The 24,851-nt window shown below is 69.8% G+C and carries 16 protein-coding genes and 1 pseudogene; 5 read left to right on the top strand and 12 right to left on the bottom strand.

Annotation, left to right across the window (positions count from 1 at the left end; all coding sequences use genetic code 11):
- Window positions 1–44 precede the first annotated feature (44 nt).
- Window positions 45–1,037 (top strand): annotated as a pseudogene (locus IF11_RS0105140) (hypothetical protein); the annotation flags it as partial.
- Between the two features lie 710 nt (window positions 1,038–1,747).
- Here IF11_RS0105140 and IF11_RS0105135 read toward each other — a convergent pair.
- Both IF11_RS0105135 and IF11_RS38490 read right to left on the bottom strand, forming a co-directional pair.
- Complete coding sequence (locus IF11_RS0105135; RefSeq protein ID WP_240627774.1) at window positions 1,748–3,259, bottom strand: NnrS multi-domain protein; 1,512 nt, start codon at window positions 3,257–3,259, stop codon at window positions 1,748–1,750.
- A gap of 306 nt (window positions 3,260–3,565) precedes the next feature.
- On the bottom strand, window positions 3,566–6,640 hold the full coding sequence (locus IF11_RS38490) for an AAA domain-containing protein (RefSeq protein WP_078490471.1): 3,075 nt from the start codon (window positions 6,638–6,640) through the stop codon (window positions 3,566–3,568).
- 198 nt (window positions 6,641–6,838) lie between these two features.
- On the opposite strand from IF11_RS38490, the gene IF11_RS0105120 reads away from it, so the two are divergent.
- Together IF11_RS0105120 and IF11_RS41890 are read left to right on the top strand one after the other, a co-directional pair.
- Window positions 6,839–7,201, top strand: a complete 363-nt coding sequence (locus IF11_RS0105120) for a hypothetical protein (RefSeq protein ID WP_030350202.1) — start codon at window positions 6,839–6,841, stop codon at window positions 7,199–7,201.
- 46 nt (window positions 7,202–7,247) lie between these two features.
- Window positions 7,248–7,391: a DEAD/DEAH box helicase family protein gene (locus tag IF11_RS41890; RefSeq protein WP_240627773.1), complete on the top strand. Its 144-nt coding sequence runs from the start codon at window positions 7,248–7,250 to the stop codon at window positions 7,389–7,391.
- A 778-nt stretch (window positions 7,392–8,169) separates the two neighbouring features.
- On the opposite strand, the gene IF11_RS0105110 is transcribed toward IF11_RS41890, so the two are convergent.
- From IF11_RS0105110 to IF11_RS0105100, 3 genes are all read right to left on the bottom strand, one after another.
- Window positions 8,170–9,498: a class I SAM-dependent RNA methyltransferase gene (locus tag IF11_RS0105110; protein ID WP_030350200.1), complete on the bottom strand. Its 1,329-nt coding sequence runs from the start codon at window positions 9,496–9,498 to the stop codon at window positions 8,170–8,172.
- A gap of 211 nt (window positions 9,499–9,709) precedes the next feature.
- Window positions 9,710–11,758 (bottom strand): APC family permease, encoded by a 2,049-nt coding sequence (locus tag IF11_RS0105105; protein ID WP_030350199.1) that lies wholly within the window; start codon window positions 11,756–11,758, stop codon window positions 9,710–9,712.
- 91 nt (window positions 11,759–11,849) lie between these two features.
- Complete coding sequence (locus tag IF11_RS0105100; protein WP_051745519.1) at window positions 11,850–14,027, bottom strand: glycoside hydrolase family 3 N-terminal domain-containing protein; 2,178 nt, start codon at window positions 14,025–14,027, stop codon at window positions 11,850–11,852.
- A 318-nt stretch (window positions 14,028–14,345) separates the two neighbouring features.
- Between IF11_RS0105100 and IF11_RS0105095 the strand changes: the two genes are divergently transcribed.
- Entirely contained in the window at window positions 14,346–15,014 is a 669-nt protein-coding gene (locus IF11_RS0105095) for a potassium channel family protein (protein WP_030350197.1), read from the top strand.
- Entirely contained in the window at window positions 15,014–15,691 is a 678-nt protein-coding gene (locus IF11_RS0105090; RefSeq protein WP_030350196.1) for a potassium channel family protein, read from the top strand. The genes IF11_RS0105095 and IF11_RS0105090 overlap by 1 nt, the downstream gene beginning before the upstream one ends.
- A gap of 75 nt (window positions 15,692–15,766) precedes the next feature.
- Here the strand turns inward: IF11_RS0105090 and IF11_RS0105085 are convergent, their stop codons facing one another.
- The 7 genes from IF11_RS0105085 to kdpA form a co-directional block, all read right to left on the bottom strand.
- Entirely contained in the window at window positions 15,767–16,561 is a 795-nt protein-coding gene (locus IF11_RS0105085) for a DUF3159 domain-containing protein (protein WP_030350195.1), read from the bottom strand.
- A gap of 3 nt (window positions 16,562–16,564) precedes the next feature.
- Entirely contained in the window at window positions 16,565–16,951 is a 387-nt protein-coding gene (locus IF11_RS0105080; RefSeq protein WP_078490470.1) for an OB-fold nucleic acid binding domain-containing protein, read from the bottom strand.
- A gap of 33 nt (window positions 16,952–16,984) precedes the next feature.
- Window positions 16,985–17,674, bottom strand: coding sequence for a response regulator (locus tag IF11_RS0105075; protein ID WP_030350193.1), 690 nt, complete (start codon window positions 17,672–17,674; stop codon window positions 16,985–16,987).
- A 26-nt stretch (window positions 17,675–17,700) separates the two neighbouring features.
- The gene (locus tag IF11_RS0105070; protein WP_030350192.1) at window positions 17,701–20,244 is read right to left on the bottom strand and encodes a sensor histidine kinase; all 2,544 of its coding nucleotides are present in this window, start codon (window positions 20,242–20,244) and stop codon (window positions 17,701–17,703) included.
- A gap of 125 nt (window positions 20,245–20,369) precedes the next feature.
- A complete protein-coding gene (locus IF11_RS0105065; protein WP_030350191.1) occupies window positions 20,370–21,032 on the bottom strand; it encodes a potassium-transporting ATPase subunit C in 663 nt (220 codons plus the stop codon).
- Between the two features lie 14 nt (window positions 21,033–21,046).
- Window positions 21,047–23,158, bottom strand: coding sequence for a potassium-transporting ATPase subunit KdpB (kdpB, locus tag IF11_RS0105060; protein ID WP_030350190.1), 2,112 nt, complete (start codon window positions 23,156–23,158; stop codon window positions 21,047–21,049).
- A 26-nt stretch (window positions 23,159–23,184) separates the two neighbouring features.
- A complete protein-coding gene (gene kdpA, locus IF11_RS0105055; RefSeq protein WP_030350189.1) occupies window positions 23,185–24,849 on the bottom strand; it encodes a potassium-transporting ATPase subunit KdpA in 1,665 nt (554 codons plus the stop codon).
- Window positions 24,850–24,851 lie beyond the last annotated feature (2 nt).

Here is a 24,851-nt window from a genome sequence, read left to right as displayed (position 1 = left end):
CGAGGCGGGCGAGCGGCACCGGCCGGCAGCGAAGAATCCCGATCCGAGCGCGGGCCCGGACGGTGACGCGGCGGCTGCGGGAGGAGACCCGCCCGCCGGAAGGGTGGCGGACTCACCAGCCGGCCCGGCGGCGACGGGGCAGGGGCTGGTACGCGTTCGGCCTGCTGGTCGCGGCACTGGATCCGGGGCGGGTGGCCGGCTGGTTCGGAGGCGGTGGCGGACGCGGCGAGAGTGCGCCGCTCGCCGCGGAGTCGGAACGTCCGGATCAGCCGCCGGCGACAGAGGCGGCAGCCCAACTGCCCACAATGGAGCAGCCGTTCAGAGGGTCGCCTGCGGCGCGGTGGGGCGACGGAACGGCAGGGATCCGCCTGCCCGCACCACAGGCGACCGGCTGGATGAGCAAGGAACAGGTCGCGCAGACACTCGACCGGACCCGGGACTTCCTCGCCGCGTCCAGTCTGGATCCCGGTGTGCTGCGCGGGGAGCGGCCGGAGAAGGCGATCGCCTTGATCAATCCACATCAGCGGGATGTCCAGGACTACTTGGCGACCGCCTTCCGCGCGCCCGCTCGGGAGAACGATCCTCTGCTGCTGTTCAGCCGTTTCGAGAAGACGAACGTGCGGCTTGTCGGGAACGTGGTCAAGACACGAGGACGGATCACGTACCGGGAAGGTGAGCGCGGTGCGGTCGAGGCGACCACCGATGTCACCTACGTCTGTCCGGTCGTACGCGCCGCAGCGGGAAGCGACGAAGTCGCGCGCACCATCGTGCGCCGCGAGACCGTGATGAGCTGGGACAACCCGGCGAAGGTGGTCATCGAGCCGGGGACGTTCTCCCTCGTCTCCTACACGGCGGACACCACCAACGGCGGCTGCGACACCTTCACCGGCTATCTCACCCCCGAGTTCACCGCCGAGCGCGCGGCCACGGGCTCGGGAGACGGCCCCGAGGTCGACCCGTACGACCGGAGCACATCCATGGACGCGCGCATGCGTGAGGCCGACGAAGCAGGGTGCGGGACCGCCACACGATCGTGAGCGGCAGTGGCGGCTCATGCGCCCGACCTCCGGAAACCGACGTGGCCCCCGCTGCGCGGATGCCGCCACACATACGACTCCTGCGCCGGCACCCGCTCCCGAACGTGCCGGTCAGGCGCCCTTCCTCGCAGGCTCCAAGATCGCCACGCACTCCACATGATGCGTCATCGGAAAGGTGTCGGCCTGAGCGCATCACGGAAAAGCCCAGGTCAGAGACCATTTCTCAGCTCGCCGTCCTGCGTGTGGGTACCTGGAGCGTCAAACGAGCGTCACAGCCGACAGTCGGTGAACAGGCTGCCAAAGCCAGCTCTCCCAGCGGGTCAGCCTCCGCAGGCTCCGGACGCCAGCTCACGTCATGCCCCGCACCATATGTCCGACCGACATCATGGAGCCATGCCGGCCAGCCGCGAGCTGGTCAAGCACGGGCTGGCCGGGACCGGGACCTCCCAAGAGGAGCCGCCCGCCCTCGGTGCAGAGCGGGCCCTGGAGGGATACTCCGTCACCATCGCGGCAGAGCTCGGGGACGGCCGCCACCCTGGGGAGACGGTGCGGGAGCGACAACGACCTGCCCACTCCCGCAAGGCGGGCAGGCGCCAGGCCAAGAAGCGGGCCCCGGCTCCTCCCCTGGAAGCCGGCAAGGCGAAGCAACCCCTGATCGGGACCAGATGTCGTTCTTCGAGCCCGACGAGTGCTCCCCGGGCTGGTACGGGTCAGCCGTCCTTCGGCAAGCTCGCGTACGAGAAGGAGCACCGAACCCGGCCATCGGCCGCAGGGACGAGGCGCACCTGCTCGGCAGGCATCTGGAGCGCCGTGCCCGCCATCTCTTCCCACAGTGACACCGTTCCTCCGGCCGCCCCGAACGAGAGGTACGGCCGCTCGGGACGGAGCACGCCGCCTCGGCTGCCGAGTTTCGCCGCAGGGACCGTCGGCTCGACGCACGTCCACTCCGGCGTCACCCCGAAGTACGAAGGCGGATCCGTCTTCCGAACTGCGGCCGTGCGGAAGTCCTTCACCGCTTCTCCCGCCGAGTCCAGCGCCCCCAGCGCGCACATCGCCACCACCGTCACCTGGGTGAGGACGTACAGCGGGACGCCGCCCCGTTCGACAGGGCTGACGAACGGGGCGTGCACATGCTTCGCAATCCCCCACAGAGCCGGAACGAACAGGGCGTAGCTGAGCAAGCTCGACAGCTTCACCGCCGATGCGGCCTGCCAGATCCCCAAAACGTCGAGGTCGTCGGGTGTCAGCCCGAGACTGTCCGCGTACAGCGCGTGCAGCACCGATCCAGATGCCACCACGAACGACACGAAAGCCGTGAACACGAGCGGCGCCGCCCAGGCTAGCCATTCGCCCCACGTCCACTGGCGGACCAGAAGCCAGATCCCTCCCACCGTCGCCGTGATGGCAAAGAGCGACAGCATCTCCACCGGGGTCCAGCCTCTGTCGTCCCCCATGCCCGCGCCGAACGCGACGACAAGAAGGTAGACGGACAGCACCCCGGCCATGAAAAGGCTCGCCACGCGACCGCCGGTCGCGAACATGCCATATGCCAATCGGGCTCCTCCGGCAAAGCACAACACCGCTGCACCGGCCCACACCCACATCCGCACACCGCTGTGGTGCCGGGCGACCACGGCGCAGAATGCCATGGCGAGCAGCCAGGCCACGAGGCGGAACGTACGACGCCGACTGTCTTCGTCGCGACGCGGCACGATGTGCCTTCGCTCCCGGCCGTAGAGCGGCCGTACGTCGATCACAGCCCTCGGAGCGGAACCGCCGGGCAAGTCCATGCGGGAGAGCCGGCGGGCTTCCGACGCCGTACCCGTGACCACCATGCCCGTGTCGTGGTAGCCACGCCTCTCCGAGAATCGCGCACGCGCCAGCACCGCCGCGTTGCGCAACCCCTCCATCGACGTCCGCGGCCTGGGGACGGGTGCGCGCGGTGGTCTATGGGCCACCGTATGCGCCCGCCAGCCGGTCAGCTGCTCCCGGTCCCGGTCCACCAGCTCGCAACGCCGGGCGTACATCTCCAACCCGGCCGCCCGTGCCAGCCACTCCACCCGCCAAGTGGCCGCCCGCTCGGTGCGCCGGTTGCGGGCCCCGAAGAACCGCACCTCGACGGAGTACAACCGTGCCGGGTCGGCCTCGCTCAGCACACCCCGCGACGCGCCCTCACTCCGGGCGAACGCGGTCACGACCGGCCAGCCCTGCTGGTCGAACACCCGCTCCGCCTCGTCCCAGTCGCGCTGCTCCCCCCGTACCTCGACGAGCACCAGCACACGCTGGTCGTAACGAATCCTCGGCATCAGCTCCCCCTCTCACCGGGCTCCGAAGGTACAGCGGCCAACGATGTGACGGTCACGGTGGAAGGAAGCCACTCCTGCGAGGGAACGGACGTGAAGACATGTCACCGGAGGACAGCGGCAGCCACCACGCACCCCAGCGAAGGATCAGCTGTCCTTGTACGGCCGCTGTCTGGCCGCAAGCGTCTGACGGCCGGGGTACCGCGCAGCGCCCGGCATCAGCAGCTACGGCAGCCAGCGCGCCGCCTGCTCCCGGGTGACCTTGGCCGCGTCGACCCACCAGTGCTCGGCCTCTTTGTCCCACCGGGCTCTGAGCAGGCGCTTCGCCTCGTCCTTCTGCGCATACGGGACTTTGAGGTACAGGCGGCCGTTTCGGATCAGCCCCGGGTACACCTTGTCGGCCTCCTCCGCTCGCTGGGCCGGCACCTCGGGCGCCGGAGCAGCCTGCTCGGCCGGGCGCCACGGCCCCCGCGCCGGGCGTTCCATGCGGGTGCGCTCCATCAGCCGCCGTACGCGGTCGCAGGAGGCCGGGTCGGTGTAGCGCATCATCAGATCCGTCGGCCCGATGTTCGCGAGCAGGTTCTTCGAACCATGCCACAGGACCGAGCCGTCGAGGATGAGAACCTTCTCGTGCATGCGGTCGCGGAACTCGACCCGGCAGCCGACAGCCTCCAGTTGCTGCACGAGTTCCCGGTGCCGTGCCACGCGGGACGGTTCCTGCTGCTCTTCCGGAGGGCGGGTGAAGACCGTCACCTGGATTCCGGCAGCCGTCCTCGGCCCGAGCATCCGGGCCCACCGGCGGACCGGAGGCGCGTCCATGAACGCCGAGTACAGCTCGATGCTGCGCCGGGCGCGCTCCACGTCCCACTCCACCGCGCTCAGGACCTCGCTGTGTTCGAAGAACGCGGGCCGTGCCAGCTCCTCCTCCGACAGAACGGCAAGCTGGTCCGCATCCCGGATAGGGATCAGCTGATCGGCGGAGATGGTCTGCGCGTGCGCTTCCAAATGGTCGATCATCGCCAGTGCCTCGCTGTGCGGGGCCAGGTGCTTGCGCAGGAAGGCGACGTCCGCCACGACGACCAAGTGGTCCTGGGCCCGGCTCAGAGCGACGTTGAGAAGGCGGCAGGTCTGCGAGGACAGCCCCGTTCCGCTGTAGAAGAAGCCGGGGTCCTTGCCGGCGCCCGCCACTGTGTCGAGGAGCACGACGGGGCGCTGGCTGCCCTGGAACCGGTGGACGGTGTCGACCAAGCCGTCGTAATCATCCCCGAATCGGTGGGCCAGGCTACTCTTGAGGGCCTTGACCTGCTCCCGGTACGGCGAGATGACGGCGAGCCGGTCGGTCGCCCGTTCTCCCTCAGGAACCTCCTGCCACTTGCGGCCGGGGAGGACTCCCTCGAACTGGAGCCCTCGGACCAGTTCGTGGATGACGGCGGCATGGACAGCGTTCGTCATGTGGGGCTTGCGACCGCCGCCGGCGATCCGACGGCCGGATGTGTCGATCAGGATCACCGGGGAGTCGATGAGCGGGGCGAACGGCAGGCGGCTCGTTTCGTCCCGCCCGGTCCTGAGCGGTGCGTCGGGGTACGCCACCTCGTTGACGACCGCGCAGATCGGTTCCCTCATCCGATACTGAGTGTCGAGCGCCACCAGACGAGGGTCGTGGCCCACCCGACCGGAAGGGTCGACCAGACCGGCGGCGTGGAAGGCGTCTCGCGCTGTCCATTCGCGGGAGTGGGCCCGCTCCTCCTCGCTCGCCTCCCGGTCGCTGTCGCCCTTGGTCACGGCGGGCAACTGCCGGAAGTCGCCCGCCACGATCACGCGCTTGCGGGCGAGACCGGCGGCGAACCATGCCGAGGGCAGGTTGACCATTCCGGCCTCGTCGATCACCACGACATCGATCTCGTCGAGCAGCTTCCTCGACTGGACGGCCTTGGCCACGGTCGCTCCGAGCACCCGGCAGTGGGACCGGACCTCGTCCTGGATGCGCTTGCGTCTCTGCCCGAGCTCGTCGATGAGCTTCTGGAGTGCGACGGCGGACTCGACGACGGTCTGCCGGGGCGGGATCCCCACGACGGCGGCGTAGGCCCCGGAGAGGACCCGGCGGGCTTCGGTCGCCTGCTTCTCGCCCGCCGTGTGGCGACGGACGGCGCGCGCGACAGCCTCCCTGGCCTGTGCCGCGCGGTCCTCTTCGGCCGCCAGGGCCGTCCAGAGGTCACTCAGTTTCGCCGCTCTGCGCTCCGCACGGAATCCGGTCGGGGGTCCCACTTTCTCCATCTTCGAACGCAGTTGTACGGCCAGGGTATCCGCGGTCGCCACCGTCAGAGCCGCCGCAGCCTGGTCGCGACCGGCCTCGGCCATCTCCGCCGTGGCGGTGGCCAGGTCCGACTCCAGGTCGCGGACGCGGTCGTGCAGGGCTATCGCCGCCCTCGCTCCCTTGAGTTGGTCGGTAGCCGTGCCGATCTGCCGGTCGATGCTCTCCACGAGCAGAGCGGCGATACGGGCAGGGTCGACCTGGTCGCCGTAGCGGCTGCGCAGCGACGGCAGGACGATGTTCCCGGCCCGCTGGACGATTCCCTCGGCGAAGCCCTCCTCGTGCTCCAGCAGGGAGCACATCCGCTCCAGCGCCTGGTCCACTGCGACGTTCGTGGGGGCGAGGAAGAGGACCCTGAGCCCTTGGCGGAAACTGCCTTCGACGATGTGGCCGACGACATCCGTCTTGCCGGTGCCGGGCGGCCCCCACAGGAAGAGCACGTCGCTGGCGAGGGCCTGTGCGACGGCGTCACGCTGACGCGGGTTCAGCTGGAGTCCCGCCCAGTTCGCCACCCATCGCCCCGGGTTCTCGGAACGGCCGGTACGGGGGTTGCCCCGCCCGACCAGCCAGCCGGCGTGGCCAGGATCGACGGGGCTGTCCTGCCCGTCGGCCGTCTCCAGGCGTTCGGCCAGGGCGGCCCAGCCGGCCGCGTCGTCCTTGCGGATCTGGACGTTCGCGGGCGCGGTTCCGAGATCGGCTCTCGTCACGAGCCGTACGGTCCCGTCCGGAGTGCGGGATGCCTCGGCCGGGTCCCATGCTTTCCGGGAACGTGACGGCCGGGCGAGGACGGGGACACCGTCCAGGCTGTCCTGCCAAGTGCGGCACTCGAAGAGATACTCGCGTGTCCCCCCGGAGTGCGCGAGAAGCCGCCCCTTGGAGAGGGCAACCTTCACGGCCCCGTCGGCGTCGCTCCGGTGTTCCGCGAGGATCTCGGCGCGCACGGCCGTCAGAAACTCCTCAACGGGATACGGGTGCCCCGTCTCGGTCATGTATACCGCTCCCCCAAGCTCGCCCCCACAGGTCCGAAGACTGTACGTGAGTGTGCCGCCGCTGAGCGGGGCACTCGGCGGCACTGGCCAGTCACTGGCTGGAATCATTCGCGGACCGTCATTGCCAGGAGCGATGTCGGCAGCTCCGTATGCCGTTGACGCAGCTCACCGACCTGGTGTGAATCAGGGGGGAACGTCGTGAGGCCCACTCTGGCCGCCGCGCAGTTGCGGGGCCGTCTCACCCAGTACCTCACGACGACGTGCGCGCTCACCGGCGAGGACACCCGGCGGGTGCTGGAGAGGTGTCTGGAGCATGCCGAGACCGGGATGCTCCGCGGTCCCTTTCTGCGGATCAGGACTCCCTTCCACAAGGCCGAGGCCGGCTGGGAGAAGCACCTGGAGTGGGTCCCGGGGTTCGCCCCGTATCGGCATCAGGCGAAGGCGTACGAGCGGCTGAGCACGCTCCACGGCCCGCCCTGCCGACGCTGGTCACGGCGGGCACGGGTTCTAGGAAGACCGAGTCGTTCCTCGTCCCGGCGCTCGACCAGTGCCGCGCCGTAAGAGGGTTCTGGGCCAGCGTGGGGTCAAGGCCGTTCTGCTGTATCCGATGAACGCGCTCGCCTCGGACCAGGCCGGCCGCATCGGCGAGTACCTCGCACAGCCGGAGTTCGCCCAGGTAGCGGCGGGGCTCTACATCGGCGACCGGCCGGACACCGACTTCCGCCGGGTGATGACGCGACGCCAGTGGTAAGGGAGTCGAGCGGGATCAGTATCCCGACCATGGGCCCACAGACTGCCGAGGTGAGGCCGCGGCCGTCTGCGCCTCGGGGCTGGCACGACTGCTCCCAACCGGCCTCGAACCGGCACCGCGGAGATCATCCGCGCGCCCCCGACGAAGAGCAGCATGTCCTGACGCAGTGCGTGTCCCAGGCAATGCCGCGGCAGGCCGAGAGTCGTGTACCACCACCGGGAGCATTGCACCGCAATTGATGGTGGGACTCCGAGCCGGCGCCATGGCGTGATCAGCTTCGCAACGTCCGACGATGGAATCGCCGTCGAGGAGACCATGCTCCTTCACCAACACCGCCCACCGCCCGATCGCGGGACTGGAAGTACCCGCCCGCAGTGCGCCCCACCTGCTGCACAACTCGAAAGAGTCGCCGTCACCGTTGGGGGCGCTCTAGGACTTTCTGGGACTTCCGGCTGCATCAACAGGCATGACCGTGGAACAGTGAAAAGGCCATCTGTGCATGTCAGCGACACACAGTCGTCCAGCACTACAGGTCACGGGGATGGCTGGTCCCTTCCGCGACATCTGATCAGCCGAATCAGCGGCGCTGCGCTCCAGCGTCACCTGCCCTTGGCACCCCGTCGACATTCGCCACCTCGACAGGGCCTGACCTGCTCAACAGTGCGCCTGACACCCCATCAGAACGAGCGTCAAATGAGCGTCACGAGCGTCATTTCGGCGTCAAGATATCGCCCGTAACGCCCGCACCGCACATAATGCGCACGCGCAAAACCGCAGGTCAGGAGCCCTTCGCGACGGGCTCCAGAATCGCCACGCACTCCACATGGTGTGTCATCGGAAAGAGGTCGAACGCCCGCAGCGTGCGCGGGCGGTAGCCGCCCTCTTGGAAGTACGCCAGGTCGCGGGCGAGGGCGGCCGGGTCGCAGGCCACGTAGGCGATGCGGCGGGCGCCGAGGCCCGAGAGGTGCTTGACCGTCTGCTTGCCCGCGCCCGCGCGGGGTGGGTCCAGGACGATGAGGTCCGTCTCGGTGATCCTGGTGCGCGGCAGCACCTGGTCGACCTTGCCCTGTTCGATCCGGACCCGGGGCAGGTCCTGGAGGTTGTGCCTGGCGTCCTCGACCGCTCGCTTGCCGGATTCGATGCCGAGCACCGCGCCCGTCTCACCGACGCGTTCCGCGATCGCCCCGGCGAACAGGCCCACTCCGCAGTACAGATCGAGGGCCGTCTCGCCCTTCCTCGGCATCAGGCCCTGCATCACGGCCTCCACCAGCAGCTGCGGCGCCTGCGGGTGCACCTGCCAGAAGCCGCCCATGCCGACGCGGTACGTACGGCCGTCGGCGCGCTCGCGGACGAAGGCGCGGCCGTGGACCCGGTGCACTCCCCCGTCGCGTTCGTCCACCCGCAGGACGGACACCGGCTTGTCCAGCTCCACCAGCGGCAGCCGGCCGCCCTCGCGCGGGGTGAGGATCACCTGCCGGTCGCCGGAGCCCGACGCGGCGATCGCCTCGACCGTGGCGATCTGCGGCCACTCGCGCCGCTCGACGCCCAGTTCGCTGACGCCTTCCGTGGCGATCATGCAGTGTTCGACCGGCTCGACGTCGTGCGACCGGTGCTTGCGCAGCCCCGCGCGGCCGTTCTCGTCGACCGCGTACTGCACGCGCGAGCGCCAGGCCGGCACCTCGCCCGCGGGCAGCTTGTCGCCGGGGGCGGGCATGACCGTACCGTCCCAGCCCGCCTCCTCCGGGGTGAGGCCCGCGAGCCGCTGGAGCTGTTCGGCGATGACCTCGCCCTTGAGGCGCCGCTGCGCGCCCGGCTTGGCGTGCTGCCAGTCGCAGCCGCCGCACCGGCCCGGTCCCGCGTACGGGCACGGAGCCTCGACCCGGTCCTTCGACGGCTCGATGATCTTCACCGCGTCGGCGCGGAGATAGCGGGAGTCCTCCTCGCCCTCCGTCACCCGCGCGACGATCTTCTCGCCGGGCAGCGCGTGCCGTACGAAGAGCACACGGCCCTCGGCGGTACGGGCGATGCAGTGGCCGCCATGGGCGACGGGGCCCACCTCGACCTCGTACTCCTCCCCGATCAGCGAAGCCTGCGGTTCTGTTGACATGGGAGGTGGCTCCAAAAGATCAGAGGTGAGGGGGAAACGGGGAGGGCGGACGGCAGCCCACCGGACAGCCCACCAGTCTACGTGCGCGTCACCCACCCGGCCGCCACGAGCCGAACCCCCCTCCCAGTCCGCTCAGCCGCCTCGGCCCGCTCAGCTCCCTCAGCCTCCCGGTCCACTCAGCCCGCGCAGTCCACGCAGCCCACGCAGCCGCTCAGTCCTTCCTGTCCGGCTCCTTCGGCCGCGCGTCCACGGGACCGCGCCTGACCGCGCCCGGCGCCACATACGCCGCCCGCCGCTTCGCCCGCTTCTTCGCGAGCTCCGAGGACTCCAGCTGATACGGCACCGAGGTCACCATCACCCCCGGAGTGAAGAGCAGCCGCCCCTTGAGCCGCAGCGCGCTCTGGTTGTGCAGCAGATGCTCGTACCAGCGGCCGACCACATACTCCGGGATGTAGATGCTCACCGCGTCACGCGGATTCTCCGTGCGCAGACCGCGTACGTACTCGATCACCGGCCGGGTGATCTCGCGGTACGGGGAGTCGAGGATCTTCAGCGGTACGTTGATGCCGCGCCGCTCCCACTCCTCCCTGAGCTGCTTCGTCTCCGCCGTGTCGACATTGATGCTGAGCGCCTCCAGCGTGTCCGAGCGCATCAGCTTGGCGTACCCGAGGGCGCGCAGCGTGGGCTTGTGGACCTTGGAGACCAGCACGATCGAGTGCACCCGGGACGGCCGGACGCTGTCGTCGGACGGTCCCTCCGCGGCGGCGATCTCCGCGGAGACCCGGTCGTAGTGCCTACGGATCGCGGTCATCGTCCCGTAGAAGATCACCATGCCGAGCAGCGCGACCCAGGCGCCATGGGTGAACTTGGTCGCCAGTACGACGACCAGCACCAGACCGGTGAAGAACGCGCCGAAGGTGTTGATCGCCCGGGACCGGATCATATGGCGGCGCTTCGCCGGGTCCCGCTCGGTCCGCAGATGGCGGTTCCAGTGCCGGACCATGCCGGTCTGGCTGAGCGTGAAGGAGACGAAGACACCGACGATATAGAGCTGGATCAGCCGGGTGGAGTCCGCCCCGTAGAGACCGACGAGCAGTGCGGCGGCCCCGGCCAGCAGCACGATGCCGTTGGAGAAGGCCAGCCGGTCGCCTCGGGTGTGCAACTGGCGCGGCAGATAGCGGTCCTGGGCAAGGATCGAGCCGAGCAGCGGGAACCCGTTGTACGCGGTGTTGGCGGCCAGGAAGAGGACCAGCGCGGTGGCCGCGGCGAGCAGGACGAACAGGAACGTGCCGCTGCCGAAGACGGCGGCGGCGACCTGCGAGATCACCGGGTTCTGGACATAGCCCGAGCCGACCGGGACGCCATCGCGGAGCAGATCCGTGCCGGGCGACTCCGCCATCTTCACATCGGTGGCCATGGCCAGGCCGATGATGCCGCAGAACATCGTGACGGCGAGGCCGCCCATCAGGGCGAGGGTCGTCGCCGCGTTCCTGCTCTTCGGCTTGCGGAAGGCCGGGACACCGTTGCTGATCGCCTCGACGCCGGTCAGCGCGGCGCAGCCGGAGGAGAAGGCCCGCAGCAGCAGGAAGACCAGCGCGAAGCCTGCCAGGCCCTGGTGCTCGGGCTTGATCTCGAAGCCGGCCGTCGGCGCGCTCATGGTCTCGCCGAGTACGAGCCCGCGGAAGGCGCCCCAGACGATCATGAGGAACACGCCGCCGACGAAGACATACGTCGGGATCGCGAAGAGCTTCCCCGACTCCCGTACGCCGCGCAGATTCATCAGCGTGAGCAGCACGATTATCCCGATGGCGCAGAGGACCTTGTTCTCCACCACGAAGGGGATCGCGGACCCGAGGTTCTCCACGCCGGAGGAGATCGACACCGCCACGGTCAGTACGTAGTCGACGAGCAGCGCGCTGGCGACGGTGAGCCCGGCCTTGGGGCCGAGGTTGGTGGTCGCGACCTCGTAGTCGCCGCCGCCGCTCGGGTAGGCGTGCACGTTCTGCCGGTACGACGCGACGACCGTGAACATCAGGACCACGACGGCCAGCGCGATCCACGGGCTGAAGTGGTACGCCGACACACCCGCGATGGACAGGACCAGGAGGACTTCTCCCGGCGCGTACGCCACCGAGGACAGCGGGTCGGAGGCGAAAACGGGCAGGGCGATGCGTTTGGGGAGGAGGGTCTCCCCCAGCCTGTCGCTACGCAGCGCCCGCCCGATCAGGATGCGTTTGGGCACGTCGGTCAGTTTGGACACGGAAGGGATCGTATGCGTTCGAACAACACCGTGTGCGGGCACCACCCCCACCTGCGGCCCGGCATGTCGGCGGGCCGCTGGCGGGGGGTCGTCACGGGGTGAGGGTGAGTGTGCGCCGCGCCGTCGCCCGCGAGCTGTTTCCCGTGTACAGGTCGATTCGTCCGGGCTCCACGAGGAAGCGGCCCGCCGGGTCGTTCGTCCAGAACCCGAGGTCCTCCGCGCCGAGCCGGAACCGCACCACCTCGCTCTGACCCGCGCCGAGCGTGACGCGCCGGAAGCCGCGAAGGCGCCGCACCGGCTGGACGACCGACGCCGCCCGGTCACGCACATAGAGCTGGACGACCTCGTCACCCGCGCGCTGCCCGGTGTTCCGTACGGCGACCGCCACCTCCACCTCGGCGCCGCGCGACAGCTCCGCGACGCCGACGGCGTCCCGGCTCAGCTCCGGCTCACCGATCTCGAAGTCCGTATAGCTGAGGCCGAATCCGAACGGGAACCGCGGTCCGCGCCCGACGTCCAGATAGGACGAGGTGAACGGCGCCCCCGGCTCGTCCGGCTCCGACGGGCGGCCGGTGTTCTCGTGGTTGTAATAGACGGGGATCTGCCCCACCGAGCGGGGGAAGCTCACCGGCACCTTGGCGCCGGGGTTCACCTCGCCGAACAGCACATCGGCGAGCGCGTGACCGGCCTCGATGCCCAGATGCCAGGCCGCCAGCACGGCGGGCGCCCGATCGATCCAGCCGTCGACGGTGAGCGGACGCCCGCCGACGAGGACGACGACGAACGGCCGGCCCGTCGCCGCGATCGCCCGGATCAGCTCCTCCTGGCCCGCGGGCAGGGAGAGGTCACTGCGCGACGCCGCCTCTCCACTGAGTTCCGTGGGCTCGCCGGCCACCACCACGGTCAAGTCGGCGGAGAGCGCCGCCGCCACAGCCGCGTCGTGGTCCTCCGCGTGCCGGACGACGGCGGCGTCCGGGAGCGCCGCCCGTATGCCGTCGAGGACGGTGACCGCGGGGAAGCGGGAGGCGCCCGGCCCCGACCAAGTGCCGTGCAGATCGGTGGAGTCCGCGAACGGGCCGACCACGGCGACCGAGGAGAGGGCCCGGCTCAGCGGGAGCGTGTCCCCCTCGTTCTTGAGCAGCACCACGCACCGGCCCGCGGTCTCCCGCGCCGCCGCCCGGCTCTCCGCCGTCGGCCCGGTCAGCGCGGCGCCCTCGTCCACGTACGGCCGCTCGAACAGCCCGAGGCGGAACTTCAGCCGCAGCACCCGCGCCACGGCGTCGTCCAGACGCCCGGCCGAGAGCGCCCCCGCGCGCAGCAACTCCCGTCCGTGGTCGGCGAGATCCGTGCTGACCATCTCCATGTCGAGGCCCGCCTCGAACGCGAGCCCGGCGGCGGCCCCGGCGTCCTCGGCGAAGCCGTGCGTGATCAGCTCATGGACCCCGTTCCAGTCGCTCACCACGACGCCGTCGAAGCCCCACTCCTCCTTGAGGATGTCGGAGAGCAGATGCGGGTGGGCGTGGGCCGGGACGCCGCTGACGGTGTTGAAGGCGGCCATCACCGTCGCCGCGCCCGCCTCCACGGCGGCCTTGAACGGCGGCAGATAGAGATTGCGCAGACGCTGCTCGGAGACGTCGACGGTGTTGTAGTCACGGCCGCCCTCGGCGCCTCCGTACGCGGCGAAGTGCTTGGCGCAGGCGGCGATCCGGCGCGAGTCGCGGAGGTCCTCGCCCTGGTGGCCGCGGACCTTGGCCGCCGCGAACGCCGCCGTCAGATACGGGTCCTCGCCGCAGCTCTCGGCGATCCGTCCCCAGCGCGGATCCCGGGTGACGTCCATCATCGGCGCGAACGTCCAGTGCACCCCGTTGGACCGGGTCTCGCCGGCCGCCACCTCGCCGTCCCGCTCGGCGACCGCCGGGTCGAAGCTCGCCGCCTGCGCGAGCGGGATCGGGAAGGTGGTCCAGAAACCGTGGATCACGTCGAAGCCGAAGAGCAGCGGGATACCGAGCCGTGACTCCTCGACGGCGATGCGCTGAAGGGTGTTGGTGTGCGCGGCGCCGTGCAGGTTGAGTACGGAGCCGAGCGCCCCCTCGCGGGCCGCCGTCTCGATGAGATGGTTCTGCCCGCCGCCGGGGCCGGTGTCCCCGGTCCACGCCAGCTGCTGGAGCTGGCCCAGCTTCTCCGCGTCCGTCATCCGGGCCAGCAGCTCAGCGATGCGCCGGTCGTGCGCACGGTCCCGGTCGTACGTACGGTCCTGTTCCTGATCCATGCTCCGCGTCCCAACGTGCCTGGAAGTGATGGGGTGTCCCCGCCACGGTACGGATCACCGTCGGCGCCGGTGATCCGTACCCCCTCCGACGGGGCACACGCCTGATCTCCTGTCCCTGGTTGCCGATACGGTGGGCGTGAGCGCGGACGAGGGCGACATCCCCGGCACCGCTCGGGCCCATGACCGGCCGCCGGTCGCGCCATGGCGCCCCGCGGGCCTTCACGTGCCCGCAATGTGTTGCCCGGCGAGCCGAGAGAAGAGACATGAGCAGGATGTATACGCAGTTCAGGTGGGGTATGAGGAGTGCGGGGTAGGGCCGTGCATATTGTCATCATGGGCTGTGGCCGGGTGGGTGCCGCACTCGCGCAGAACCTGGAGCAGCAGGGGCACACCGTCGCCGTCATCGACCAGGACCCCACCGCGTTCCGGCGGCTCGGCTCCGGTTTCGGCGGCCGGCGCGTCAGCGGCGTCGGGTTCGACCAGGACACCCTGCGGGACGCGGGGATCGAGGACGCCGGCGCCTTCGCCGCGGTGAGCAGCGGCGACAACTCCAACATCATCGCCGCCCGGGTGGCCCGCGAGATGTTCGGCATCGAGAACGTGGCCGCCCGGATCTACGACCCGAAGCGCGCCGAGGTCTACCAGCGGCTGGGCATCCCGACCGTGGCCACGGTCCGCTGGACCGCCGACCAGATGATGCGCCGGCTGCTGCCGTCCGGCGCGGAGCCGCTGTGGCGTGATCCGAGCGGCGGCGTACAGCTCGCCGAGGTGCACACCGCGGAGAGCTGGATCGGCCACAAGATCAGCACGCTCCAGGAGGAGACGGGCGTCCGTGTCGCGTTTCTTACCCGGCTGGGCGAGGCGATGCTGCCGACGTCCCAGACAGTGCTTCAGGAGGGCGATCTCGTCCACGTGATGATGCGTACGGACGACATCGAGAAGGTCGAGGCGGCATTCGCCGAGGGCCCGGACGGAGGCGGGAACTGATGCGCGTCGCGATTGCCGGGGCAGGTGCGGTGGGCCGCTCCATCGCGGGTGAGCTGCTGGAGAACGGACACGAGGTCCTGCTGATCGACAAGGCACCGACCGCCATCTCGGTGGAGCGGGTGCCGCTGGCGGAATGGCTGCTGGCCGACGCCTGTGAGATCACCTCGCTGGACGAGGCGGCGCTCCAGCGCTGCCATGTCGTGATCGCCGCGACCGGCGACGACAAGGTCAATCTGGTCGTCTCGCTGCTCGCCAAGACCGAGTACGGCGTCCCGCGAGTGGTGGCCCGGGTCAACAACCCCAAGAACGAGTGGCTCTTCAACGAGTCCTGGGGGGTGGATGTCGCGGTCTCGACGCCGCGTCTGATGTCGGCGCTGGTCGAGGAGGCGGTGAGCGTCGGCGATCTCGTACGGCTGCTGCGCTTCAGCCATGGCGACGCGAACCTGGTCGAGCTGACCCTGCCGCCGGAGTCGGCCGTGACCGGCACGCAGGTCGGTGATGTGAGCTGGCCCGAGGACACCTCGCTGGTCACGATCATCCGCGGGACGCGCGTCCTCACCCCGAACCCGGAGGAGACGCTGGAGGCGGGCGACGAGCTGCTGTTCGTGGCGGCCCAGGCCCGCGAGGAGCAGTTGGAGGATCTGCTGTCGGTACGCCGCGAGGACGCGGCCGGCTGACACCCCGGCGCCGGACGGGCCGGGCGGGCGAAACCCCGCCCGTCCGTCATGTCCGGCGCCGCAAGGACGGTCTGCCTACCGGCGGTGTCGTGGCCCCGACCCGTCCCCGGTCGTCGCGGTGACGGCGGCCGCGCGCTCCTTCTCGGCCCGCTCCTCCGCCTCCATCTCGGCGAAGACATCGATCGGCGGCGGCGCCTTCGCCAGGAAGACCCAGGTCAGATAGACCGCCAGCAGGAACGGCGGGATCTTCAGCGCGATCAGGATCCAGCCGAGCTGGGTGGTGTCCGCCCACCAGTAGAGCGGGAAGAGGATCGCGCACTTGGCGAGCAGGATCAGCCCCCAGGCCCAGCTGGCCTTGGCGTACGCCTTCTTGCGCCCCGGGTTACGGGTGCGCCAGGAGAGGTTCTCCTTGAAGATCGGGCCGAGGATCAGCCCGATCAGCGGCACGCCCGCGAGCGTGGTGACGATGTACGCGACCGCCAGCCCCAGCGTGTAGATCATGCCCGGCAGATAGAAGTCCTTGGCGTTGCCGGTCATCATCGCGAAGACGACACCGAACGCGACGCCGAAGACCCCGCTGAAGGCGTGCTTGACGGTGTCCCGGCGGATCAGCCGGACGACGACGAGCAGCAGCGAGACGGCCAGCGCGGCGATCGCCGACGTGTGCAGGTCCTTGTTGGCCGTGAAGATCGTGACGAAGAGCAGGCCGGGAAGAACCGTCTCCACCATGCCGCGCAGGCCGCCGAATGCCTCGAAAAGAGCCGCCTCGGTGACGGCTTTCGCATCACCGTCCGAGGCGGCCGAGGTGTCGGAGGAGTCAGCTGAGGGAGATGAGGCGGTCGAGGCGGCGGGCTTGTCGGGTGACGTCACCGGCTACTCCTGTCCGAGTGGTCGGAGTTCGTATTTGGGATTGAACAGCACCCGCCGGCCGTGGCTCAGGGAGATCCGGCCGGAGGCGATCAGCTTGCGGCCCGGCTCTATGCCCATGATCGAGCGCCGGCCCAGCCACACCACGTCCAGCGGCGCGGTGCCGTCGAACAGCTCCGCCTCCAGCGCGGGCACTCCGGCCCGTGGACGCAAGGTGACCGTCCGCAACGTACCAGTCACCCGGACGATCTGGCGGTCGTTGCAGTCGGAGATCCGCGTACAGCCCGATGCCTGCGCGTCCTCCCGCAGCTCCTCGGACTCCAGATCCTCCTGGGAGCTGGAGAGCCGGTCGAGCATCCGGCGGAAGCGGCCGGTCGGCTTCTCAGCACTCATGGAGAAAGCGTACCGGGGTATGGGCGCGTCGGTTCAACGCTCGAACCGATAGCCCATGCCCGGTTCGGTGACGAAGTGCCTGGGGTGCGACGGATCGGCCTCCAGCTTGCGGCGCAGCTGGGCCATATAGACCCGCAGATAGTTGGTCTCGGTGCCGTACGACGGGCCCCAGACCTCCTGGAGGAGCTGTTTCTGGCTGACCAGCCGGCCGGTGTTCCGTACGAGCACCTCCAGCAGATGCCACTCGGTCGGGGTGAGCCGTACGTCCCTGCCCTCGCGGTGAACCTTCTTGGCGGCCAGATCGACGGTGAACCCCTCGGTCTCCACGACCGAGAGCGTCTCGTCGCCGTCGCCGCCGACCGGCTCGGCCCGCCGGACCGCGGCGCGCAGCCTGGCGAGCAGTTCGTCCATGCCGAAGGGCTTGGTGACATAGTCGTCGGCGCCCGCGTCCAGCGCCTCGACCTTCTCGTCGGAGGTGTGGCGCGCGGAGAGCACCAGGATCGGTACGCGGGTCCAGCCGCGCAGGCCCTTGATCACCTCGACGCCGTCCATGTCCGGGAGACCGAGGTCGAGCACGACGACATCGGGGTGGCGGGCGGCGGCCAGTTCCAGCGCGCTCGCGCCGTCGGAGGCCGCGTCCACCTCGTACTTGCGCGCTTTCAGATTGATCACCAGCGCGCGTACGATCTGCGGCTCGTCGTCGACCACGAGCACCCGGGTCATAGGGGCCTGCCTTTCTGCGGGCCCGGTCATGTCAGCGACCGGGCAGGTGGTTCGGGACGTACCGGCTCGCGTCCGGACGCCGCTGAGAGGGTGAGGACCATGGTCAGACCGCCGCCGGGGGTGTCCTCGGCGGCCAGCGTGCCACCCATCGCGTCCACGAAGCCACGGGCGACCGCCAGGCCGAGGCCGACGCCGGCCCCGCGCGGCGCGTCGCCGTGACGCTGGAAGGGTTCGAAGATCCGGTCCTTGGCGTCGTCGGGAACGCCGGGGCCCCGGTCCACGACCCGTACCTCGACCCGCGCGCCCAGCGCGCTGGCCGCGACGGTGACATGCCGTCCCTCGGGGCTGTACTTGACGGCGTTCTCGACGATATTGGCGACCGCGCGCTCCAGCAGACCGGGGTCGACGGTCACCATGGGCAGCGATTCGGGGATGTCCAGCTCCACGCTGTTCTCCGGTACGCCGCCGAGCGCCCAGGGGACCACCTCATCGAGGTCGATCTCCCGCATCAGCGGGGTGACGGTGCCGGTCTGGAGCCGGGACATGTCGAGCAGATTGCCGACCAGATGGTCCAGCCGGTCGGCACCGTGCTCGATGCCCTCCAGCAGCTCCGCCCGGTCCTCCTCGGACCACTCGACATCGTCGGAGCGCAGTGAGGTGACCGAGGCCTTGATGCCGGCGAGCGGCGTACGCAGATCGTGGCTGACGGCCGCGAGCAGCGCCGTACGGATGCGGTTGCCCTCGGCGAGGGCGCGGGCCTGTTCCGCCTCGCCCACCAGGCGCTGCCGGTCGAGTACGACGGCGGCCTGCGCGGCGAAGGCGGCGAGCACCCTGCGGTCCTCGGCGGGCAGGACGCGGCCGGAGAGCGCCAGCGCCATATGGTCGCCGACCGGCATGTCCACATCGGCGGACTCGGGGCGGTCGACGGGCTGCGGTCCGACGCTGCCGGCCCGGGTCCAGGGATCGACATCGCTCACACGTTCGAGCAGCGCCACGGACTCCATGGAGAACGTCTCGCGGACCCGCTCCAGCAGCGCGTCGAGCGTGGTCTCCCCGCGCAGCACACTGCCGGCCAGGAAGGAGAGGATCTCCGACTCGGCGCGCAACCGGGACGCCTGGTGGGTACGGCGGGCCGCCAGATCCACCACGGACGCCACCGACACGGCCACCGCGAAGAAGATCACGATCGCGACCAGGTTCTTCGGGTCCGCCACGGTCAGCGTGTGGGTGGGCGGCGTGAAGTAGAAGTTGAGCAGCAGCGAGCCCACGGCGGCCGAGGCGAGCGCGGGCCGCAGCCCGCCGAGCAGCGCGGCCAGCACGGTCAGGAAGAGGAAGAGCAGGACATCGTTGGCGAGCCCCGGCGTGTTGTTCAGCGCCGTCAGCAGCACCGAGAGCAGTACGGGCGCGGCGACCCCGGCCAGCCAGCCCCAGACGATCCTGGAGCGGCCGAGCCTGGCCCCGCGCGCCACCGGCAGCCCGCGCCCCTTGGCGGCCTCCTCGTGCGTGACGATATGGACGTCCAGATCGGGCCCGGACTCCCGCGCGACGGTGGCACCGACACCCGGCCCGAAGATGTACTGCCAGGTCTTGCGCCGGCTGGAGCCCAGCACGATCTGGGTGGCGTTGACCCCGCGCGCGAATTCGAGCAGCGCGGAGGGGATGTCGTCGCCGATGACATGGTGGAACGTGCCGCCCAGATCCTCCACCAGCGTGCGCTGGACGGTCAGTTCCTTGGGCGAGGCGGCGGTCAGGCCGTCGCTCCTGGCTATGTAGACGGCCAGGATCTCGCTGCCGGAGCCCTTGGCCGCCATGCGGGCGGCGCGGCGGATGAGCGTACGTCCCTCCGGTCCGCCGGTGAGGCCGACGACGATGCGCTCCCGGGCCTGCCAGGTGGAGCGGATGTTGTGCTCGCCGCGGTACTGCTGGAGATATTCGTCCACCCGGTCGGCGACCCAGAGCAGCGCCAGCTCACGCAGCGCGGTGAGGTTGCCGGGGCGGAAGTAGTGCGAGAGCGCCGCGTCGACCTTGTCGGGCTTGTAGACATTGCCGTGCGCCATGCGCCGCCGCAGCGCCTGGGGCGACATGTCGACCAGCTCGATCTGGTCGGCGCGCCGCACGATCTCGTCGGGGACGGTCTCCTGCTGCCGTACCCCGGTTATCGACTCGACGACATCGCCGAGTGACTCCAGATGCTGGATATTGACCGTGGACACGACCTCGATCCCGGCCTTGAGCAGCTCCTCGACGTCCTGCCAGCGCTTGGCGTTGCGGGAGCCCGGCACATTGGTGTGGGCCAGTTCATCGACCAGGGCGACGGCCGGACGGCGCTCCAGCACCGCGTCGATGTCCATCTCCGTGAAGACCGTCCCGCGGTACTCCAGCTCGCGCCGCCGGACCGCTTCGAGCCCGTGCAGCATCACTTCCGTACGCGGCCGGTCATGATGCTCGACGAACGCCACGACACAGTCCGTGCCGCGCTCCACCCTGCGATGCGCCTCGGAAAGCATCGCGTATGTCTTCCCGACGCCCGGTGCCGCGCCCAGATAGATCCGAAGCTTGCCGCGTCCCATGGCCCCATTGTCTTCCAGAAGAGCCACCGCGCCCGACGCGCCGGCTGTGTCGAAACTACAGCCAGGGATGCGGGCAAAAGGGGCGGCACCGGTCTCGTGAGTCGGTCTTGACACGATTCTGATGGTCAGCCGACCAGCTCCCGCAGCGCGACGTTCAGCGCGAGGACATTCACCCGGGGCTCCCCGACGAAGCCGAGAACGCGCTGCTGGGTGTGGTCCTCGACCAGTTTCTCCACCCGCTGGACGGGGAGGTGGTTGCGCTCCGCCACCCGGTGGACCTGGAGCCGGGCGTAGGCCGGTGAGATGTCCGGGTCGAGGCCGGAGCCCGAGGAGGTGACGGCGTCCGGCGGTACGGCGGAGGCCGGGACCCGGTAACCGGGCGTGGAGTTGTCCTTGACGACCGCGGCCTTGGCGTCCTTGACCCACTGGATCAGCTCTTCGTTGTCGCCGGCCCGGTTGGTCGCGCCGGAGAGGATCAGCTTGTACTGCGTGTTGACGGTGTTGCTGCCCAGCCCGTTGGACGGGCGCGGCTGGAACCACTTGAGGTCGGGCGCCGGGGTCTCCTGGCCCTTCTTCAGCGGCAGGTCGTAGCGCTGGCCGATGAGCGAGGAGCCGACGACCTTGCCGGCCTCCTTGACCTCGGACCCGTTCGCCTGATGGGGGAAGAGGCCCTGGGCGACGCCGGTGACAGCCAGCGGGTAGAGCACCCCGCACAGGACGGTGAGGACGAGGAGAGCGCGCGCTCCGGCCCCGAGGAGCCGTGCGGTGTTGCGTGCCGAGCTGTTCATGGACGTCATGCCGTTCACCCGATGCCGGGGATGAGGGAGAGGAGCAGGTCGATGATCTTGATGCCAATGAAGGGGGCGATCAGTCCGCCGAGGCCGTAGATGCCCAGATTCCTGCGGAGCATCCGGTCCGCGCTCATCGGCCGGTACCGCACGCCCCTGAGCGCGAGCGGTACGAGCGCGACGATGATCAGCGCGTTGAAGATGACCGCGGAGAGGATCGCGGACTCCGGCGAGGACAGCCGCATGATGTTGAGCTTGTCCAGGCTCGGATAGACGACCGCGAACATCGCGGGAATGATCGCGAAGTACTTCGCCACGTCGTTGGCGATGGAGAAGGTCGTCAGCGCGCCACGGGTGATGAGCAGTTGCTTGCCGATGCCGACGATCTCGATGAGCTTGGTCGGATTGGAGTCCAGGTCCACCATGTTCCCGGCCTCCTTGGCGGCCGACGTACCGGTGTTCATGGCCACGCCGACATCCGCCTGCGCCAGCGCCGGGGCGTCGTTCGTCCCGTCGCCGGTCATCGCGACGAGCTTGCCGCCCGCCTGCTCGCGCCGGATGAGGGCCATCTTGTCCTCGGGGGTGGCCTCGGCGAGGAAGTCGTCCACACCGGCCTCCTCCGCGATCGCCCGGGCGGTCAGCGGGTTGTCGCCGGTGATCATGACGGTCTTGATGCCCATACGGCGCAGCTCGTCGAACCGCTCCCGCATCCCCTCCTTGACCACGTCCTTGAGGTGGATGACGCCCAGCACCCGCGCCCCGGCGGCGTCCTCCAGGGCGACGAGCAGCGGCGTACCGCCGGCCTCCGAGATCGCGGCGGTGAGTCCCCGGGTGTCCTCGGACACCGGGCCGCCGCGCTCCTCGGCCCAGGCGACGACCGAACCGGCCGCCCCCTTGCGGACCTTGCGCCCCGCCCCGTCCTCGACAAGATCGACGCCCGACATCCGGGTCTGGGCGGTGAAGGCGACCCACTCGGCGCCGGCCAGCTCGCCCTGGTGACGCTCGCGCAGACCGTACTTCTCCTTGGCCAGCACCACGATGGAGCGGCCCTCGGGGGTCTCGTCGGCCAGCGAGGAAAGCTGGGCCGCGTCGGCGAGTTCGGCCTCCGTCACGCCCTTGACCGGGACGAACTCGGCGGCCTGCCGGTTGCCGAGGGTGATCGTCCCGGTCTTGTCGAGCAGCAGCGTCGACACATCGCCCGCGGCCTCGACCGCGCGCCCGGACATGGCGAGCACATTGCGCTGTACGAGCCGGTCCATGCCCGCGATGCCGATCGCGGAGAGCAGCGCGCCGATCGTGGTCGGGATCAGACAGACCAGCAGCGCGATCAGCACGATCACCGGCTGGCGCTGCCCCGCGTAGACGGCGAACGGCTGGAGCGTGACGACCGCGAGCAGGAAGACGATGGTGAGGGACGCGAGCAGGATGTTCAGCGCGATCTCGTTGGGGGTCTTCTGCCGGGCCGCGCCCTCCACCAGCGCGATCATCCGGTCGATGAAGGTCTCGCCGGGCTTTGTGGTGATCTTGATGACGATGCGGTCGGAGAGGACCTTCGTACCGCCGGTGACGGCCGAGCGGTCGCCGCCCGACTCCCGGATGACGGGCGCCGATTCACCGGTGATGGCCGACTCGTCGACGGAGGCGACGCCTTCGACCACGTCTCCGTCGCCGGGGATGATGTCGCCGGCCTCGCAGACGACCAGATCGCCGACGCGCAGCTCCGTACCGGGCACCCGCTCCTCATGGACGCCGATGACCCGGCGGGCGACGGTATCGGTCTTGGCCTTGCGCAGAGTGTCCGCCTGCGCCTTGCCGCGCCCCTCGGCGACGGCCTCGGCCAGATTCGCGAAGATGGTCGTCAGCCAGAGCCAGGCGGCCACGGCCCAACCGAACCAGTCGCCGGGGTGCAGCGCGGCCAGGACCGTACTCATGACGGACCCGATGAGGACCACGAACATCACGGGCGACGAAACCATCACTCGCGGGTCGAGCTTCCTTATCGCCTCGGGGAAGGAGCGCAGCAGTTGCGTGGGATCGAACAGGCCCCCGCCGACGCGTCCGTCATCGGGTTTGTGCCCGGTGGGGACATCGCTGTGCGGCGCGCGGGCCGGAGTGGTACTGGACATCGCGTCCTCTTGGATCGTACGAGTGGTCATGACGCCAGCCCCTCGGCCAGCGGCCCCAGCGCCAGCGCCGGGAAGTAGGTCAGTCCGGCGACGATCACGATCGTGCCCACGAGCACCCCGCTGAACAGCGGTTTCTCGGTCCGGAGCGTGCCCGCGGTCTCGGGTACGGGGCGCTGCTCGGCAAGCGATCCCGCCAGCGCGAGGACGAACACCATGGGCACGAAGCGGCCGAGCAGCATCGCCAGCCCGATGGTGGTGTTGAACCACTGGGTGTCCGCGTTGAGCCCGGCGAAGGCCGAACCGTTGTTGTTGGCGCCCGAGGTGTACGCGTACAGGATCTCGGAGAAGCCGTGCGGCCCCGAGTTGGTCATGGAGTGGCCCGGGGTGGGCAGCGCCATGGCCACGGCGGTGAAGCAGAGCACCAGCGCCGGGGTGATCAGGATGTAGCAGGCGGCGAACTTGATCTGGCGGCCGCCGATCTTCTTGCCCAGATACTCCGGCGTACGTCCGACCATCAGACCCGCGATGAACACCGCGATGACGGCCATGATCAGCATGCCGTAGAGACCGGAGCCGACCCCTCCGGGCGCGATCTCACCGAGCTGCATGCCCAGCAGCGCGATACCGCCGCCGAACCCGGTGTACGAGGAGAGGAAGGAGTTGACCGCGCCGGTCGAGGTGAGGGTGGTGGCCACCGCGAAGATCGACGAGCCGCCGATCCCGAAGCGGGTCTCCTTGCCCTCCAGGGCGCCGCCCGCGATCTCGAACGCCGGGCCGCCGTGGTGGAACTCGGTCCACATCATCAGCGCGGTGAAGCCGAGCCAGATCGTCAGCATCGCGACGAGGATCGCGTACCCCTGCCGGAGGCTGCCCACCATCCGGCCGAAGGTGCGGGTCATCGCGAACGGGATGAGCAGGATCAGAAAGATCTCGAAGAGGTTGGAGATCCCGTTGGGGTTCTCGAAGGGGTGGGCGGCGTTGGCGTTGAAGTAACCGCCCCCGTTGGTGCCCAGCTCCTTGATCACCTCCTGGGAGGCGACCGCGCCGCCGTTCCACTGCTGCGAGCCGCCCGTGAACTGACCCACTTCGTGGATGCCCGCGAAGTTCTGGATGGCGCCGCAGGCGACCAGCACGAGCGCGCCGATGACGGAGATCGGCAGCAGGATCCGGACGGTGCCGCGCACCAGGTCCGACCAGAAGTTGCCCAGCTCGCCGGTGCGGGAGCGGGCGAAGCCGCGTACGAGCGCCACCGCGACGGCCATGCCCACGGCGGCCGAGAGGAAGTTCTGGACCGCGAGCCCGCCGGTCTGGACGACATGGCCCATGGCCTGTTCGCCGTAGTACGACTGCCAGTTGGTGTTGGAGACGAAGGACGCGGCGGTGTTGAACGCCTGGTCCGGGTCGATCGACGCGAAGCCGAGCGAGCCCGGAAGCCCGCCCTGGACCCGCTGGAGCAGATACAGGAACAGGACACCGATCACGGAGAAGGCGAGGACCCCGCGCAGATAGGCGGGCCAGCGCATCTCGATGGCGGGATCGGCGCCGATGACGCGGTAGATCCACTTCTCGGCCCTGAGGTGCCTGGGCGAGCTGTAGACACGGGCCATGTAGTCGCCGAGCGGACGGTACGCCAGAGCGAGCGCCACCATCAGGGCGAGCAGCTGGAGCACACCGGCGAGGACGGGGCTCATCA

Source organism: Streptomyces scopuliridis RB72, assembly GCF_000718095.1.
In the GTDB taxonomy this organism is placed as follows: Bacteria; Actinomycetota; Actinomycetes; order Streptomycetales; family Streptomycetaceae; genus Streptomyces; species Streptomyces scopuliridis.
This window is presented reverse-complemented; position numbering and strand designations above follow the sequence as displayed.